Source organism: Pseudomonas delhiensis (assembly GCF_900187975.1).
Taxonomy (GTDB): domain Bacteria; phylum Pseudomonadota; class Gammaproteobacteria; order Pseudomonadales; family Pseudomonadaceae; genus Pseudomonas; species Pseudomonas delhiensis.
In genome coordinates this window covers 16,947-32,891 of sequence record NZ_FZPC01000027.1, presented here as the reverse complement: position 1 = coordinate 32,891, position 15,945 = coordinate 16,947, and the positions used below count along the sequence as shown (strand labels likewise).

Genomic DNA, 15,945 nt, shown 5'->3' with positions numbered 1-15,945 from the left:
CTCATGCCCGCAACCAGCGAGGAAGCAAGATGACCACCCGCGACGACCGCATCGACTGCCCCGATTGGCCCGAGGCCTATGTCCAGCGCTACCGGGACGCCGGCTACTGGCGCGAGGAAACCTTCTCCGGCCTGCTGCGCCAAGCCGCCCGGCGCTTCGCCGAGCGCGAGGCACTGGTGGAAGGGGAACGGCGCCTGAGCTACCGCGAGCTGGACGCGCGGGTCGAGCGCCTGGCCGCCGGCCTGCACGGCCTGGGCCTGCGCGCCGGTGACAACGTGCTGCTGCAATTGCCAAACGGCATCGCCTTCGTCGAGGCCTGCTTCGCCCTGTACCGCCTTGGCGCGCGGCCGATCTTCGCCCTGCCGGCGCACCGCGAGCTGGAGCTTTCCAGCTTCTGCAGTTTCGCCGAGGCCCGCGCCTATATCTGCATCGATCGCGCCGGCGACTTCGATTTCCGCGCCCTGGCGCGGCGGCTCCAGGCGGAGCAGAAGCAACTGCGCCACGTGCTGGTGGCCGGTGAGGCGCAGGAGTTCGTCGCCCTGGCCGACCTCTACCAGGCCGAGCCCCTGGCGTTGCCCGGGCCGACGCCGGACGCGGTGGCCTGCTTCCAGCTGTCCGGTGGCTCCACCGGGGTGCCCAAGCTGATTCCGCGGCGGCACCGGGAGTATCTCTACAACCTGCGCGCCAGCGCCGAGGTATGCGGCCTGGGGCCGGACAGCACCTACCTGGCGGCGCTGCCCATGGCGCACAATTTCCCCATGTGTTGCCCGGGTTTCATGGGCACCCTGTACAGCGGCGGGCGGGTGGTGACCGCGGCGCAGCCGACGCCGGAATGCTGCTTCCCGCTGGTCGAGGCCGAGGGCGTGACCCATACCGCCCTGGTGCCGCCGCTGGCCCTGGTCTGGATGGAGGCGGCCGAGGTCCGCGGGCGCGGCCTGCCCGGCCTGCTCCTGCAGGTGGGCGGTGCGCGGCTGAGCGAGGCGGCGGCGCGGCGCGTCGGGCCGACCCTGGGCTGTCGGCTGCAGCAGGTGTTCGGCATGGCCGAGGGGCTGATCTGCTACACCCGCCCGGACGACGACGCCGAGCACCTGCTGCGCACCCAGGGCCGGCCGTTGTCGCCGGCGGACGAGGTGCGCGTGGTGGACGAGCAGGGCAACGACCTGCCGCCCGGGCGGGTGGGCCTGCTGCTGACCCGCGGCCCCTACACCATCCGCGGCTACTACCGGAACCCCGGGCAGGACGCCGAGTGCTTCACGGCCGACGGCTTCTACCGCTCCGGTGACCGGGTGGCGCTGACTGCCGACGGCTACCTGGTGGTGGAAGGGCGCGACAAGGACCTGATCAACCGTGGCGGCGAGAAGATCGCCGCGGAGGAGGTGGAGAACCTGCTGCTGGCCCACCCCGCGGTGCTGGATGCGGCGCTGGTGGCGATGCCCGACGGCTTCCTCGGCGAACGCAGTTGCGCGTTCGTAATCCGCCGCTCGCCGGTTGCCGCCGGCGAACTCAAGGCCTACCTGCGCGCCTGCGGGCTGGCCGCGTTCAAGCTGCCGGACCGCTTCGAGTTCATCGAGGCCTTCCCCCAGACCGGTGTCGGCAAGGTCAACCGGCGGCACCTGCGCGAGGCCCTCCAGCAACACTACTTCACCCCGCGGGAGGCGTGCGCGCGTGGCTGAGGCGGGCTTCCCACTGGCGGTACTGCTGCGCCCGGTGCGCGGCCGCCTGCTGCTGGCGGTGACATTGCAGGCGTTGTCGGCTCTGGCCGGCATCCTGCCTTTCGTCGCCCTGGCCGAACTGGCGCCGGCGCTGCTGGCCGGCCGCCTCGACGACGCCCGGGCGCCGCTCCTGGCCCTGGCCGGCGCCGCCGCGCTGCTGCTGCGCCTGCTGGGCCTGAGTTGCGCACTGCATATGACCCACCTGGCCGACAGCGACCTGCAGCTGCACCTGCGCCGCCGCCTGGCCGCCCACCTCGGGCGCCTGCCCCTGGGCTGGCATGCCGGGCGCAACCTGGCGCGGCTGAACCGGGTGCTGGTGGACGACGTCGGCGCCCTGCATCACCTGGTGGCGCACCTGCCCAACAACCTCGCCGCGGCGGTGGTGGCGCCGGCAGCCTGCCTGGCCTACCTGGTGCTGCAGGACTGGCGCATGACCCTGGTGGTGCTGCTGCCGCCGCTGCTGGCGCTCTGGCGCCTCGCCGCGCTGCGCTCGGCCGCCTACCGCGCCGACCGCCAGGCCCTGGGGGCGGCCATCGGCGGCCTGTCCCAGGCGACCCTGGGGTTCGTCCAGGGTATCGCCATGGTCAAGTCCTTCGGCCGTTCCAGCCAGGTGCAGGGCGCCTTCTTCGTCGCCGTGGAGGACTTCGCCCGCTTCTTCGCCGCCTGGGTCGGGCGCTGGGCCGGGCTGGGCGCCAGCGTCGAGGTGCTGCTCTCGCCGCTGCTGATGATCGCCCTGGTGCTGCTGGCCGGCAGCGGCCTGGTGCTGACCGGCGAACTGCAACCGGTGCAACTGCTGCCCTTCGCCTTGCTCGGCCCGGCCCTGGCTGCGCCCGTGGCGGCGCTGGGGCACGGCGGCGACGCCATCGTCCAGGGCCGCGAGGCCGCGAGGCGCATCGGCGAGCTGCTGGCCACCGCGCCGCTGCCGCAGCCGGCATCGCCGCGCCAGCCGCAGGGCGCCGAAGTGCGCTTCGAAGCGGTGAGCCTCAGGCACGCCGATGGCGGCCTGGCCCTGGATGGCATCGACCTGGTGCTGGCGCCGGGCACCCTGACCGCCCTGGTGGGCGAATCCGGCGCCGGCAAGTCGACCCTGGCGAGCCTGTTGCCGCGCTTCGCCGACGTCAGCGCCGGCGCCATCCGCATCGGCGGCGTGGACCTGCGCGAGATGGACAACGCCACCCTGTACCGGCAGGTCGCCTTCGTCTTCCAGGAGGTCCGCCTGCTGCGCGCCAGCGTGCTGGACAACCTGCGCCTGGCGACGCCCGAGGCCACGCTCGACGAAGTCAGGGCCGCGGCGCGGGCCGCGCAGATCGACGCGCGTATCGAGCAGTTGCCCCAGGGCTACGCCACGGTGCTGGACGGCACCCAGGCGCTGTCCGGTGGCGAGCGGCAGCGCCTGGCCATCGCCCGCGCGCTGCTGGCCGATGCCCCCATCCTGGTACTGGACGAGGCCACCGCGGCGGCCGACCCGCAATCCGAGGCGGCGATCCAGCAGGCCCTGTCGGTGCTCGCCGCCGGGCGTACGGTACTGGTGATCGCGCACCGCCTGGCCAGCCTGCGCGATGCCGATCGGATCGTCGTGCTCGACGGTGGCCGGGTGCTGGAAATGGGGCGCCACGAAGCGCTGTTGCAGCAGGGCGGCGCCTACGCCCGGCTGTGGGCGGCGGAGCAGGGGGGCGGCGCATGATCGTCGAACTGCTGCGTTGCCTGGAGCCTGCCCAGGCCCGCCGCCTGCGCCTGGCGGTGCTGGCCATGGTCGCCGCGGCCAGCGCCCAGGGGGTTGCCCTGGGCCTGCTGCCGCTGGCCTTCGCCGAACTGTTCGGCGGCGCACCGGCATGGCACTGGCCGCTGGCCTTCGCCGTGCTGGCCATGGCTTGCCTGTGGCTGCGCCGCCATGCCCAGCTGCTTGGCTATCGCGCCGGCGCGCAAGCCGCCCGCGGGCTGAACCGGCGTCTTGGCCAGCAGCTGGCGCGGATACCCCTGGAGTGGTTCGTCGAGCGCCGCGGCGCCGAGCTCAACCGCCTGGTGACCTACAACGTGCTGCAGGTGATGAGCGTGCCGGCGCACCTGTTGCAGCCGCTGCTCAATGCGCTGCTGACACCGCTCGCGCTGCTGGCCGTGCTGGCTTTGCAGATGCCGCAACTGGCCCTGGCGGGGCTGGCGGCGGCACTGCCGCTGTGGCTGTTCTACCGCTGGGGCGTGCGCTGGGGCGGCGAGGCCGAGGAGGGCTGCGAGCGGGCGAGCACCGAGGCCGCGGCGCGGGTCCTGGAGTTCGTCCGCCAGCAGGCGCTGCTGCGGGTCAGCGGGCGTACCGAGGCCGGCTTCGAACTGCTCGAAAGGGCCCTCGACGAACAGCGCCGCGCCCAGCGCCGAGCCCACTGGCGCACCTTCCCGGCGGCGCTGGGCCTGGCCGGCTCGCTGCAGGCGCTGTACACGCTGTTGCTGCTGGGCGGGCTGCGTGCGGTGCTCGGCGGGCACCTGGCGGCCACGGAGTTCCTCGCCCTGGGGCTGCTGGCGACCTGCCTGGTGGAACCCATGGGCACCCTGGTCAACCTGGGCGCCACCTTGCGCCAGACCCGCCATGGCCTGCGCCAGCTACGCCAGGTACTGCAGGTGGCGCCGCTGCCCGAGCCCGCCCGGCCGCGGCTTCCGGCCGACCACCGCCTGCAGGCGCGCGGCCTGGGCCTGGTGCGCCAGGGTCGCCGGGTGCTCTGCGGCATCGACTTCGACCTGGCGCCCGGCTCGCTCAACCTGCTGGTGGGCGCCTCGGGGGCCGGCAAGTCGAGCCTGCTGCGTCTGCTGGCGCGCTGTGCCGACCCGGACGAAGGCCAGGTGCTGCTGGGGGGCGTCGACCTGCGCGAGATCGCTGCCGCCGAGCGCGACCGCAGCCTGGCGTTGCTGCCCCAGGACTGCGCCCCGTTGCCCGGCAGCCTGCTGGACAACCTGCGCCTGGGCGACCCCGCGGCCAGCGACGCGACGCTGCTGTCGATGGCCCGCGCCTGCGGCCTGGAAAGCCTCGCCAGGCGCCTGGCCGAAGGCTGGCGCAGCCCCCTGGGCGAGGCCGGGAACGGCCTGTCCGGTGGCGAACGGCAACGCCTGGCCCTGGCCCGGCTGCTGCTCAAGGGCGCCCCCGTGCTGCTGCTGGACGAACCCACCGCAGCCCTGGACCCGGCCAGCGAGGCGCGCATCAACCGCCTGCTGCTCGGCCTCGCCGGCCGCCACACGCTGCTGCTGGCCACCCACCGGCCGAGCCTGGCCGAACAGGCCGCGCAGATCCTCGTGCTCGACCAGGGCCGACTGGTGCAGCGCGGCACCCACCGTCAGCTTCTGGCCCAGCCGGGCCGTTACCGAGAGCTGTTCCACGAGCGCGAAGCGGTCAACCGCTGGCGCCTGCGTGGCCCCATCCACCCCGCTTCCGCAAGGACTGCCCAGCATGAACGATAACCCAGCACTGGCATGCGCTCATTCACCCCGGGCGCACCCCGGCGACGACCTCGCCGGCACCGATCCACACAGCCTGCGCGACTGGCTCGCGCCGGCCCTGGGTTGCGACGCCGCGGCCATCGACGCGCAACTGTCGCTGATCGACCAGGGCCTGGATTCCATCAACCTCATGCGCCTGCCCACGCTACTGGCCCGCCATGGCGTGCGGGTCGGCTTCGCCGAGCTGATGGAGCGACCGACCCTGGAGGCCTGGCTGCGCCTGTTCGCCGAGTGCGCCGGCGCGGTGGCCGCGGCGGAGCCGGCCACGCCCGCGGTCGGCGACGGCTTCGAACTGACGCCCCTGCAGCAGGCATACTGGCTGGGCCGCGACGAGCAGCGCAGCCTCGGCGGGGTGGCCTGTCAGCTGTACCAGGAACTGGACGGCGGCGAACTCGACCCGCCGCGCCTGGAAAGCGCCGTGCGCGCGCTCTGCCAGCGACACGCCATGCTGCGCGCGCAGTTCCTGGCCGACGGCCGCCAGCGCATCCGCAGCGAGCCGGCCTGGGCCGGCCTGCGCGTGCACGACCTGCGCCGCCTCGCCGGGGCCGAACGCGAAGCGCGCCTGGCGCAACTGCGCGAGGCACTGTCGCAGCGCTGCCTGGACGTCGCCGCCGGGCAGGTCTTCGACCTGCAACTGAGCCTGCTGTCGGATGGGCGCAGCCGGCTGCACCTGAACCTCGACCTGCTGGTCGCCGACGTGCTCAGCTTCGCCATCCTGCTACGCGACCTGGCGGCCTTCTACCGTGGCGAGGGCGGAACGCTGCCGGCGTTGGGCATGGATTTCCCGACCTACCTGGCCGCCCAGCGCGAATTGCGCCTGCCGCAACTGGCGAGCGCCCGCGACTACTGGCGCACCCGCCTGGACAGCCTGCCCGGCCCGCCGCAGCTACCCCTGGCCGAGGCCCCTGAGCGTCTTGGCCGGCCGCGTTTCCGCCGCCTCCAGCTGCTGCTCGAGAGGCCGCGCCTGGCGCGCCTGGAAGCCCGCGCCCGGGCACATGGCCTGACGCTCGCCAGCGTGCTGGCCTGCGCCTACGCCCAGGTCCTGGCGCGCTGGAGCGCCAGCCAGCGCTTCGTCCTCAACCTGCCGTTGTTCGATCGCCAGCCGCTGGATGCCGGCGTGGCGCACATGGTCGCGGACTTCTCCAACTTGGTGCTGCTGGAGGTGGACCTTTCCCGCGCGGGCAGCTTCGCCGAGCAGGCCGCCGCCCTGCAGGCGCAACTGCACCGGGACCTGGGCCACGCGGCCTGGTCGGGCATGGAGGTGCTGCGCGAGCTGGCCCAGCGCCAGAACGGCGAAGGCCTGGGCGCCCCCGTGGTGTTCGCCTGCAACCTCGGCGAGCCGCTGGTGGACGCGCGTTGCCGCGAAACCCTCGGCCGTCCCGGCTGGGCGCTGTCGCAGACGCCCCAGGTCTGGCTCGACCACCAGACCTACCCGCTGGAGGAGGGCCTGTTGCTGAACTGGGATGCGGTCGACGGGCTGTTTCCCGACGGCCTGCTGGAAGCCATGTTCGCCGCCTATGAGCGCCTGATAGAGGGCTTGCCCGAGCAGGACTGGGGCCAACCCGTGTCGCTGGAACTGCCTGCGGCGCAAGTGCAGGTGCGCTACCAGGTCAACGACACCCGCGCGGACCTGGAGCCCGGCGTGCTGCACCAGGGCTTCTTCGCCCAGGCGCGGAACAACCCCCATAACCTGGCCCTGGTGGCCCACGACGAGCAGGAACGCCAGTACAGCTACGCCGAACTGGCCGAAGCCGCCCTGCGCCTGGCCGCAGCGCTGCGTGAATGGGGCGTGGCGGCCGGCGACGGCGTGGCTATCACGCTGCCCAAGGGGGCGGGCCAGGTGATCGCCGTGCTGGGCGTGCTTGCCGCCGGCGCGTGCTACGTCCCGGTGGGGATCGAACAGCCGCCGGCGCGGCGCGCGGCCATCCTGCGCCAGGCCGGCGTGCGCCTGGTGCTGACCGACGCCGAGCGGGCCGGGCAGGGCACCTGGCCGGCCGCCACGGTGGTGCGCGAGCTGGCCGACAGCCAGGTCTTCGAACCCCTGGCCAAGCCCCTGCCGGTGGAGCCGTCGGCCACCGCCTACGTGATCTTCACTTCCGGCAGCAGCGGCGAGCCCAAGGGCGTCGAGGTCGCCCACGGCGCCGCGCTGAACACCCTGGATGCCCTGCGCCGGCGCTACCGGCTGACGGCCGGCGACCGCCTGCTCGGCGTCTCGGCCCTGGACTTCGACCTCTCGGTGTTCGACCTCTTCGCCGTGCTCGGCGTCGGCGGCACCCTGGTGCTTCCGGACGAGGCCCTGCGCAAGGAGCCCACGCACTGGCTGCAGCTGCTGCGCCGGCACGGCGTCACCCTGTGGAACTCGGTGCCGGCATTGCTCGACATGCTGCTGCTGCGCAACCGTGGCGGCCTCGGGCTGGGCGGCCTGCGCCTGGCCCTGGTCTCCGGCGACTGGATCGGCCTGGACCTGCCGCCGCGCCTGCGCCAGGTCAGCCCCGGCTGCCGCTTCGTGGCCCTGGGCGGGGCCACCGAGGCGGCGGTCTGGTCGAATGTCCAGGAAGTCGCGGAGGTGCCGCCGCAGTGGCGTTCGATCCCCTACGGGCGGCCGCTGGAAAACCAGCGCTACCGGGTGGTCGACGGCCTCGGCCGGGATTGCCCGGACTGGGTCGCCGGCGAGCTGTGGATCGGCGGCGCCGGCGTCGCCCTGGGCTATCGCGGGCAACCGGCGCTGACCCTCCAGCGCTTCGTCGAGCACGACGGTGAACGCTGGTACCGCACCGGCGACCTGGGCCGCTACTGGCCCGACGGCACCCTGGAGTTCCTCGGCCGCGTCGACCAGCAGGTGAAGCTGCGCGGCCACCGCGTCGAACTCGCCGAGGTCGAGGCCGCCCTCGAACGCCATCCGGCACTGGCGCGTGCCGTGGCCCTGGTGCTGCCCGGCGCACGGGCCAGCCTGGTCGCCGCGGTGGTGCCCGCTGGCGGCCGCGAGACGCCGCAGGAAGCGCAGTTGCGTGACTGGGCCGGTGACTGGTTGCCTGCGCACATGCTGCCCGAGCGCATCCTCGCGCTGCCGCGGCTGCCCCTGAGCGGCAACGGCAAGGTGGACCGCAAGGCCCTGGCCTGGCTGCTGCAGGAGCAGTTGCAGGGCAGCGCCCCGGCGGCGGAAGAGGAGCCGCTCGGCGAACTGGAGGCCGAGGTCGCCCGCCACTGGCGCGCGCTCCTGGAGGTGCCGTGGGTCGGCCGCCACCAGGGCTTCTTCGCCCTCGGCGGCAACAGCCTGCTGGCCACCCGGCTGATCGAGCGCCTGGCCAGCGGATTCGGCGTGGAACTGACGCTCAAGGACTTCTTCGGCGCCGCCAGCGTCGCCACCCAGGCCGCCCTGGTGGCGGCCCGGCAGGCGCAGCGGCAGGCGTCCGCCAACCCGTTGCAGGAGGGGGCACTATGAACATCCATGAACTGCGCAATGAACTGGACGCGCTGGGCGTCGAGCTGTGGGAAGAGAACGGCCTGCTGCGCTACCGGGCGCCGGCCGGGGCCCTGGACGAGGCTCTGCTGCAACGCCTGCGCGAGGCCCGCGACGAACTGCTGGGCAAGCTGGCGACGGAGCGCGAGCAGGCCCTGCAGGGCGACCCGGTGGAGCAGGGGGAGCCCTTCCCGCTGACCGACGTGCAGGCCGCCTATCTGCTCGGCCGCAGCACGGCCTTCGCCCATGGCGGGGTCGCCTGCCACGGCTACCTGGAGTTCTCCTTCCCCGGCCTGGAGGTGGCGCGCCTGGAGCGGGCCTGGAACCAGCTGATTGAGCGCCATCCCATGCTCCGCGCGGTGGTCAGCGCCGAGGGCCACCAGCGTATCCTGGCCGAGGTGCCGTACTACCGGCTGCAGGAGCACCTGCGGGATGCCGAGGGCCAGCGGCTGGCCGAGCTGCGCGAGCGCATGGAGCTGCGCCGCGCCGGCCCCGAGTGCTGGCCGCTGGTGGAACTGTGCGTCAGCCGCGGCGCCGACGGCGACCGCCTGCACCTGTCGGTGGATCTGCTGGTGTGCGACTACCAGAGCGTGCGCCTGCTGCTCGGCGAGCTGCACCGGCTGTACCACGGCCAGCCCCTGGCGGAGCCGGCGCGGATCAGCTTCCGCGACTACGTGCTGGCCGAGCGTCGGCTGCGCGAGGGGCCGCGCTACGGTCGCGACCGCGATTACTGGCTGGCCCGCATCGACGGCCTGCCCGGCGCGCCCGAGCTGCCCCTGGCCGACGCGCAGCCGGGGGCGCGCTTCCGCCGCCTGGCTTTGCAGGTGGACGAGCGCGATTACCGGGCCCTCGGCCTCAACGCCGCCGGCGCCGGCATCGGGGTGTCCGCCGCGGTGCTCGCCGCCTATGCGGAAACCCTGGGGCGCTGGAGCCGGCGCGGCGACTTCTGCCTGAGCCTGACGCTGCTCAACCGCCTGGCGCTGCACCCGCAGGTGGAACGCCTGGTGGGGGACTTCAGCTCGGTGGAGGTGCTGCAGGTGGACACCCGCCAGGGCGGCAGCTTCGCCGAGCGCGCCGCGCAACTGCAGGCGCGCCTGTGGGAGGACATGGACCACCGGCTGTTCTCCGGCATCGAGGTGCTGCGCGAACTGGCGCGTCGCCGGGGCCGCGATGCCGCGCTGCTGCCCTACGCCTTCACCAGCACCCTGGGCGCCGGCGGCGAGGCCGGCCGCGGCCCCTTCATGCCCGGCGCCGAGCTGGTCCATGGCATCAGCCAGACGCCCCAGGTGCTGATCGACTGCCAGGTTTCCGAGCGCGATGGCGGTCTGTGGCTGAACTGGGACTACCGCGAAGGCGCCTTTGCCGAACCCGTGCTGCGCGCCATGTTCGATGCCTTCTGCGCCCTGTTGCTGCGCCTGGCGCGCGAACCCTCGGCCTGGGCGCTGGACGACTGCCTGGAGCTACCCGCCACCCAGCGCCTGGCCCGCGAGCTGGCCAACCAGACCGATGCGCCGCTGCCCGAGGGCCTGTTGCACGAGCCGGTGTTCGCCCGGGCGCGCCTGGCGCCCCGACACCCGGCCCTGGCGCAGGGCGATCGGCGGCTGGACTTCGCCGAGCTGGTCGCGCGCGCCGAGGCGGTGGCCGCCGCCTTGCTCGACGCCGGCTGCCAGCCCGGCGAGCGGGTCGCGGTGTGCATGGACAAGGGCATCGAGCAGGTGGTCGCCGTGCTCGGCATCCTGCGCGCCGGCGCCGCCTACCTGCCGCTGGACACCAGCCAGCCCGAAGCGCGCCGCGAACTGATCCTGGAGAACGCCGGGGTGTGGCGGGTGGCCACCCACTCGGCGCTGGAGGGGCACCTGGCCTGGCCGGCGCGGATCGTCCAGACGCTCGCCGTGGACCGCCTGCAGCCGTATGCCGGTGCGCCATTGCCGGCCGCTGCGGCGCGGCCGGACGAGCTGGCGTACGTGATCTACACCTCCGGCTCCACCGGCACGCCCAAGGGGGTGATGATCAGCCACCGGGCGGCGCTGAACACCCTGGCGGACATCAACGAGCGCTTCCAGGTCGATGCCGACGACCGCATCCTCGGCCTGGCCAGCCTGGGCTTCGACCTGTCGGTCTACGACATCTTCGGGGCGCTGGCCGCCGGCGCCACGCTGGTGCTGCCGGATGCCCGGTGGCGCAACGACCCCTCCCACTGGGCGGCCTGCGCCCGCGAGCAGGGCGTGACCCTATGGAACTCGGTGCCGGCGCAACTGCAGATGCTCCTGCACTATCTGCGCTCGGAACCCGGGGCGGCCCCGCAGCGCTTGCGCCTGGCGCTGCTCTCCGGCGACTGGATTCCGCTCAACCTGGCGGCGGAGAGCGCCGCGTCGCTGCCGCGCCTGCGCCTGGTGGGCCTGGGCGGCGCCACCGAGGCGGCGATCTGGTCGATCATCCAGCCACTGGACGAGGTGCCGCCGCACTGGCGCAGCGTTCCCTACGGCCGGCCGCTGGCCAACCAGCGCTTCCATGTGCTCGACGAGCGCCTGCGCGACCGCCCGGACGGCGTGGCCGGCGAACTCTACATCGCCGGCGACGGCCTGGCCCTGGGCTACCTGGGCGATGCGCAGAAGACCGCGGAGCGTTTCATCCGCCACCCCGTCAGCGGCGAGCGGCTGTACCGCACCGGCGACCTGGGGCGCTACCTGGCAGACGGCAGCATCGAGTTCCTCGGCCGCGAGGACTTCCAGGTGAAGGTGCGCGGCCACCGCATCGAACTGGCCGAGGTGGAGAGCGCACTGCTCGAGCACCCGGGCGTGCAATCCGCGGTGGTCGTGGCCCAGGGCGAGGATGCCCTGGAGCGGCGCCTGGTGGCCTTCCTCCGTGCGGAGCCCGTGGCGCCCGCGCCCTGGCCCGAGGGCCTGGCCGAGCAGGCGCGGGCGGCGGGGCAGGGCGTCAGCGGCGGCCTGGACCCGGGCGAGATCCGCGAGATGTCGGAGCAGGTCGAGCGCGCCGCGCTGCTGGCCATGGCCGCCGCGCTGGAACGGCCGGGGCTGTTCGACGACAGCGCACGGGGGCATTCGCTGGACGACATCTACCGGGCCTGTGAAGTGGCGCCGCGCAACCAGCGGCTGATCCGGCGTTGGTTGCGAGCCCTGGTGGAGGAGGGGCTGCTGGCCTTCGACGAGGCACGTGGCGGCTACCACGGGCTGCAGGCGCCGGACGCCGGGTTGCGCCAGGCCTGGGCGCGCATCGGCGAACTGGAGCCCCGGGTGGGCTGGGGCGCCGAGGTGCTGCGCTACCTGCGCGAGAGCCAGGAGCGCTTGCCCGAGCTGATGAGCGACCGCTTCGACCCGCTGCACCTGCTGTTCCCCGAAGGGCGCACCGAGGTGGCCGACGGCGCCTACCGGCGCAACCTCATCAGCCAGTACCTGAACCGCGCGGTGTGCGCCGCGCTGCGCCGCATCGCCGCCGACTTCGACGCCGAACGGCCGCTGCGCCTTCTGGAGATAGGCGCCGGCGTCGGCGGCACCAGCTGCGACCTGATCCCGGCGCTGGCGGGGCTGCCGGTGGACTACCAGTTCACCGACCTCTCGCAGTATTTCCTCAACGAGGCCCGCGAACGCTTCGCCGACTATCCCTGGGTGCGCTACGGCCTGTTCGACCTCAACCAGGAGCCCTGGCGCCAGGGCGTTGCCGACAACTCGCTGGACGTGATCCTCTGCGCCAACGTGCTGCACAACGCCCGCGATGCCGGCCGGGTGCTGGCGCGCCTGCGGCGGATGCTGGCGCCCGGTGGCTGGCTGGTGTTCATCGAGGCCACCCGCGACACCTACCAGATCATGGCGTCCATGGAGTTCAAGGAGGGCCTCACCGAGTTCGAGGACCTGCGCCGCGAGCTGGACACCACCTTCCTGCGCCGCGAGCAATGGCAGGCCCTGCTGGCCGAGGCCGGGGCCGAGGCGCCGCTATGCCTGCCGGAGGCCGGGGAGGCCATGTCCTGCATCGGCCAGCACCTGTTCATCGCCCGCTTCAAGGCCGACCGCCAGCGCCTGGAGCCCGTCGCCCTGCGCACCCACCTGGCGCGGCGCCTGCCGGAGTACATGCTGCCGGCGGAAATGCTGGTGCTCGACGAGCTGCCCCTGACCGCCAACGGCAAGGTCGACCGGCAGGCCCTGGCCACGCTGCGCGCCCAGGGCGCCGAACGCTCGACCGCCACCGGCGAGCCGCCGCGGGACGAACTGGAGCGGGCCATCGCCGAGGTCTGGCGGGAAACCCTGCGGGTGCCGGCGGTGGGGCGCGAGCAGGGCTTCTTCGAACTGGGCGGCGACTCGCTGCTGGTGGCCCAGGTGGTCGGCCGCCTGCGCGAGCGCCTGCCGCAGCTGCGCAGCGTGCAGTGGGACCAGTTGCTACGCCAATTGATCAACCAGCCGACGGTGGCGGCGCTGGCCGACTTCGTCCGCGCCAGCGATGCGGCGCGGCCGGGTTCGCCCCTGGTGTCGATTCGCGAACAGGGGGAAGGCCACAAGCGCATCTTCGTCCACGATGGCAGCGGCACCCTGGCGCCCTACCGTGCGCTGTTCGCTGCCCTGGAAGGCGGCGCCGACGGCCTGGTGCTGGCCGACGTGGCCGCCTACCTGGCGCTGGCGCCGGAGCAGGCCATCCGCCGCCTGGCCGAAAGCTACGCCGCCACCCTGGAAGCCGCCGGATACCGTAGCCTGAGCATCGTCGGCTATTGCCTGGGCGGCCTGCTGGCCAGCGAGCTGGCGGCCTGCCTGAAGGCGCGGGGCGTGGCGGTCGAGGCGCTGACGGTGATCAGCAGTTACCGCGTGCCTTTCCTGATCGAAGACGACCTGTTGGCCGAATACGTGTTCGCCCGGGTCATGCAGGCCGACCCCCGCGAGCTGGGCTACCCGATGGACGAGGTCGGCCTGGAGCAGGCCATCGCCGAGGCCCTGCGGCGCACCCCGGGGCGGGTGACGCGGGGCGTATGGCAGGAACTGGAGGAGCGCCCGCAGACCCGCGACGCCCTGGCGGCCATGCGCAGGCTGGCGGCATGTTCGCCCGAGCAGCGCCTGCAGGCCATCGCCCGCGCCATGCGCCACGCCGGCTCGCAGTTCAGCGACCTGGCCTGGCTCGGCGAGCAACTGCGCGTGTTGCGCCACAGCCTGGCGGCGGTGGCGCTGCACCAGGCCACGCCCTACGACGGCGACATGCTGTTCGTCCGCCAGACCGGCGAAGTCCAGGTGCTGCCGGGCATGCACCGCGACATGAGCGCCTACTGGAGCGGGCTGTGCCTGGGCCGCCTGCAGGTGGTCGACGTGCCCGGCGACCACTTCAGCTGCATGCAGGCGCCCCACGTCCAGGCGGTGGCGCGGGCCTGCGGCCAACGGCAGGAGGCACTGGCATGAATGGCGACCCCATAGGCCTGCTGGGCGCCAGCGGCAGCGTCGGCCGTGAAGTCGTCCGCCTGCTGCGGTTGCGGCACCCGTTGCGCATCGGCGGGCGCGACCTGCGGGTGTTGCAGCGCCTGGCCGCCGAACAGGACGATGTGCAGGCGCATGCCCTGGACCTGAACGACGAGGGCGCGCTGCGTGGCTTCGTCGACGGCTGCCGCCTGGTGCTCAACTGCGCGGGCCCGAGTTACCGGGTGCTCGACCGGGTGGCGCGGGTGGCCCTGGCGGCAGGCGCCGACTACCTGGACGTCGGGGGTGACGACCCGCTCTGGCAGCGCCTCGCTGGCCGGGTTCCCGAAGGCCGCCGGGCGCTGCTCTCGGCCGGCATGCTGCCGGGGCTGTCCGGGCTGCTGCCGCGCTACCTGGCCGCCGGCCTGCAGCGGATCGACGAGATGCGCTGCTATGCCGGTGGCCTGGGGGTGTTTTCCGCCAGCGCTGCCGAAGACTTCCTGCTCAGCCTCGACCCCGCCCATGGCTTCGGCCGGGCCCGGCAGGCCTGGCGCGATGGCCGCGCGATCGCCTGGAACGGCGCGCCCGCCGAGGCGCTGCGGCGACCCTGGCTCGGCAACCGGGAGTTGCTGGCCATGCCCTACCTGGGCGCGGAGGGCCGGCGGCTGTTCGCCGCGCTGGACGTGGCCAGCGGCTGCGCCTTCAACCTGTTCGAGGACGGCCAGCTGCTGGCCTGCCTGCGGCGTATCCAGGGCCGCGGCGGGCCGGGGGAGGACAGCTCCGGAGCGATCGCCGGGCTGGTCGCCGCCAGCCGCCTGGATGCCGCCGGACGCACGCCCTACCAGGTGCTGGCCGTGGAGCTGCGAGGGCGCAGTGGCGAGGGTGACGTGCAGCGCAGCGCCTGGTTGCGCGGTGGTGACGGCTCGCGCCTGACGGCCGCGACGGCGGCCTTTGCAGTGGAGTGCCTGGAGCGCTTGCCGGCGGGGCTGCACTTCGCCGCCGAGGTGCTGCCGCCGGGCGAGTGCCTGGAACGGCTGCGGGCCTGGCTGCCCGAACTGCGGCTGGGCCAGGGCGAGGCCGCCGCGGGGGCCTGCCCGGTGGAGGAGGGCGCGCTATGAGACAGGTAACGGAAAGTCCCTGGCTGCGCCGTTTCCCCGGGCTGCCGAACCCCGGCTTCCGCCTGCTGTGCCTGCCCCATGCCGGCGGTGGCGCGAGCTTCTTCCGCGATTGGCGCAGGCACCTGGAGCCGGACGTGGAGCTGCTGGCCGCCCGGTACCCGGGGCGCGAGGAGCGCCACGGCGAGGCGATGGCAACCAGCCTGGAGGCCATGGCCGCATGCATAGCCGATGCCTGCGCCGGCCTCGACGAGTGCCCGCTGGCCCTGTTCGGCCACAGCATGGGCGCGGCCCTGGCGTACGAGACCGCCCTGGCCCTGCAGGCGCGCGGCCGGGCGCCCCTGCACCTGTTCGTCTCCGCCCACCCGCCGCCCCATCGCCAGCGCGGCGGCAGCCTGCACCTGCAGACGGACGCGGCGTTGCTGGCGGACGTGTGCCGACAGTCCGATGGCGCGCCCTCGGCGCTGGACGATCCGGCCGTGCGCGAGCTGTTCCTGCCGGCGCTGCGGGCCGACTACCGGCTGATCGAGCGCTACCGGCGCGAGCGTGTCGAGCCACTGGACTGCCCGGTCTCGCTGTTGCTGGGTGAGGACGACGGGGAAGTGAACGACGGCGAGGCCCTGGCCTGGGCCGCCGCCAGCCGTTGCGGGCTGGACGTGCGGCGTTTCGCCGGTGGCCATTTCTACCTGCGCGCGCAGCGCCGCGCCGTGCTCGAACACATAGGCGGCTGGCTTGCCAGCTACCGCGAGCCGGCCTGGCAACTGTGGCCCTGAACCCATCGCAAGGAGCGA

At 73.6% G+C, this 15,945-nt stretch carries 7 protein-coding genes; all 7 read left to right on the top strand.

Annotated features, from left to right (window positions below; translation table 11 throughout):
• The first annotated feature begins 29 nt into the window (after positions 1-29).
• Genes CHC02_RS22765 through CHC02_RS22735 form a run of 7 tightly spaced genes read left to right on the top strand, consistent with a single transcriptional unit; the run spans position 30 to position 15,927 of the window.
• Positions 30-1,673, top strand: a complete 1,644-nt coding sequence (locus tag CHC02_RS22765; protein ID WP_089393684.1) for a (2,3-dihydroxybenzoyl)adenylate synthase — start codon at positions 30-32, stop codon at positions 1,671-1,673.
• Entirely contained in the window at positions 1,666-3,396 is a 1,731-nt protein-coding gene (locus tag CHC02_RS22760; protein ID WP_089393683.1) for an ABC transporter ATP-binding protein, read from the top strand. Before CHC02_RS22765 ends, CHC02_RS22760 begins: the two co-directional genes overlap by 8 nt.
• Positions 3,393-5,153: an ATP-binding cassette domain-containing protein gene (locus CHC02_RS22755; protein ID WP_089393682.1), complete on the top strand. Its 1,761-nt coding sequence runs from the start codon at positions 3,393-3,395 to the stop codon at positions 5,151-5,153. The genes CHC02_RS22760 and CHC02_RS22755 overlap by 4 nt, the downstream gene beginning before the upstream one ends.
• Positions 5,143-8,634: a non-ribosomal peptide synthetase gene (locus CHC02_RS22750; protein WP_089393681.1), complete on the top strand. Its 3,492-nt coding sequence runs from the start codon at positions 5,143-5,145 to the stop codon at positions 8,632-8,634. The genes CHC02_RS22755 and CHC02_RS22750 overlap by 11 nt, the downstream gene beginning before the upstream one ends.
• Positions 8,631-14,045, top strand: coding sequence for a non-ribosomal peptide synthetase (locus CHC02_RS22745; protein WP_089393680.1), 5,415 nt, complete (start codon positions 8,631-8,633; stop codon positions 14,043-14,045). The genes CHC02_RS22750 and CHC02_RS22745 overlap by 4 nt, the downstream gene beginning before the upstream one ends.
• Positions 14,042-15,157: a saccharopine dehydrogenase NADP-binding domain-containing protein gene (locus CHC02_RS22740; RefSeq protein ID WP_244160873.1), complete on the top strand. Its 1,116-nt coding sequence runs from the start codon at positions 14,042-14,044 to the stop codon at positions 15,155-15,157. Before CHC02_RS22745 ends, CHC02_RS22740 begins: the two co-directional genes overlap by 4 nt.
• Positions 15,154-15,927 (top strand): thioesterase II family protein, encoded by a 774-nt coding sequence (locus tag CHC02_RS22735; RefSeq protein ID WP_089393679.1) that lies wholly within the window; start codon positions 15,154-15,156, stop codon positions 15,925-15,927. The genes CHC02_RS22740 and CHC02_RS22735 overlap by 4 nt, the downstream gene beginning before the upstream one ends.
• Positions 15,928-15,945: the final 18 nt, after the last annotated feature.

Excerpts from the sequence above, each read along its gene's own strand:
- CHC02_RS22765 (WP_089393684.1), top strand. The coding sequence starts at position 30 with ATGACCACCCGCGACGACCGCATCGACTGCCCCGATTGGCCCGAGGCC.
- CHC02_RS22745 (WP_089393680.1), top strand. The coding sequence starts at position 8,631 with ATGAACATCCATGAACTGCGCAATGAACTGGACGCGCTGGGCGTCGAG.
- CHC02_RS22735 (WP_089393679.1), top strand. The coding sequence starts at position 15,154 with ATGAGACAGGTAACGGAAAGTCCCTGGCTGCGCCGTTTCCCCGGGCTG.
- CHC02_RS22750 (WP_089393681.1), top strand. The coding sequence starts at position 5,143 with ATGAACGATAACCCAGCACTGGCATGCGCTCATTCACCCCGGGCGCAC.
- CHC02_RS22755 (WP_089393682.1), top strand. The coding sequence starts at position 3,393 with ATGATCGTCGAACTGCTGCGTTGCCTGGAGCCTGCCCAGGCCCGCCGC.
- CHC02_RS22740 (WP_244160873.1), top strand. The coding sequence starts at position 14,042 with ATGAATGGCGACCCCATAGGCCTGCTGGGCGCCAGCGGCAGCGTCGGC.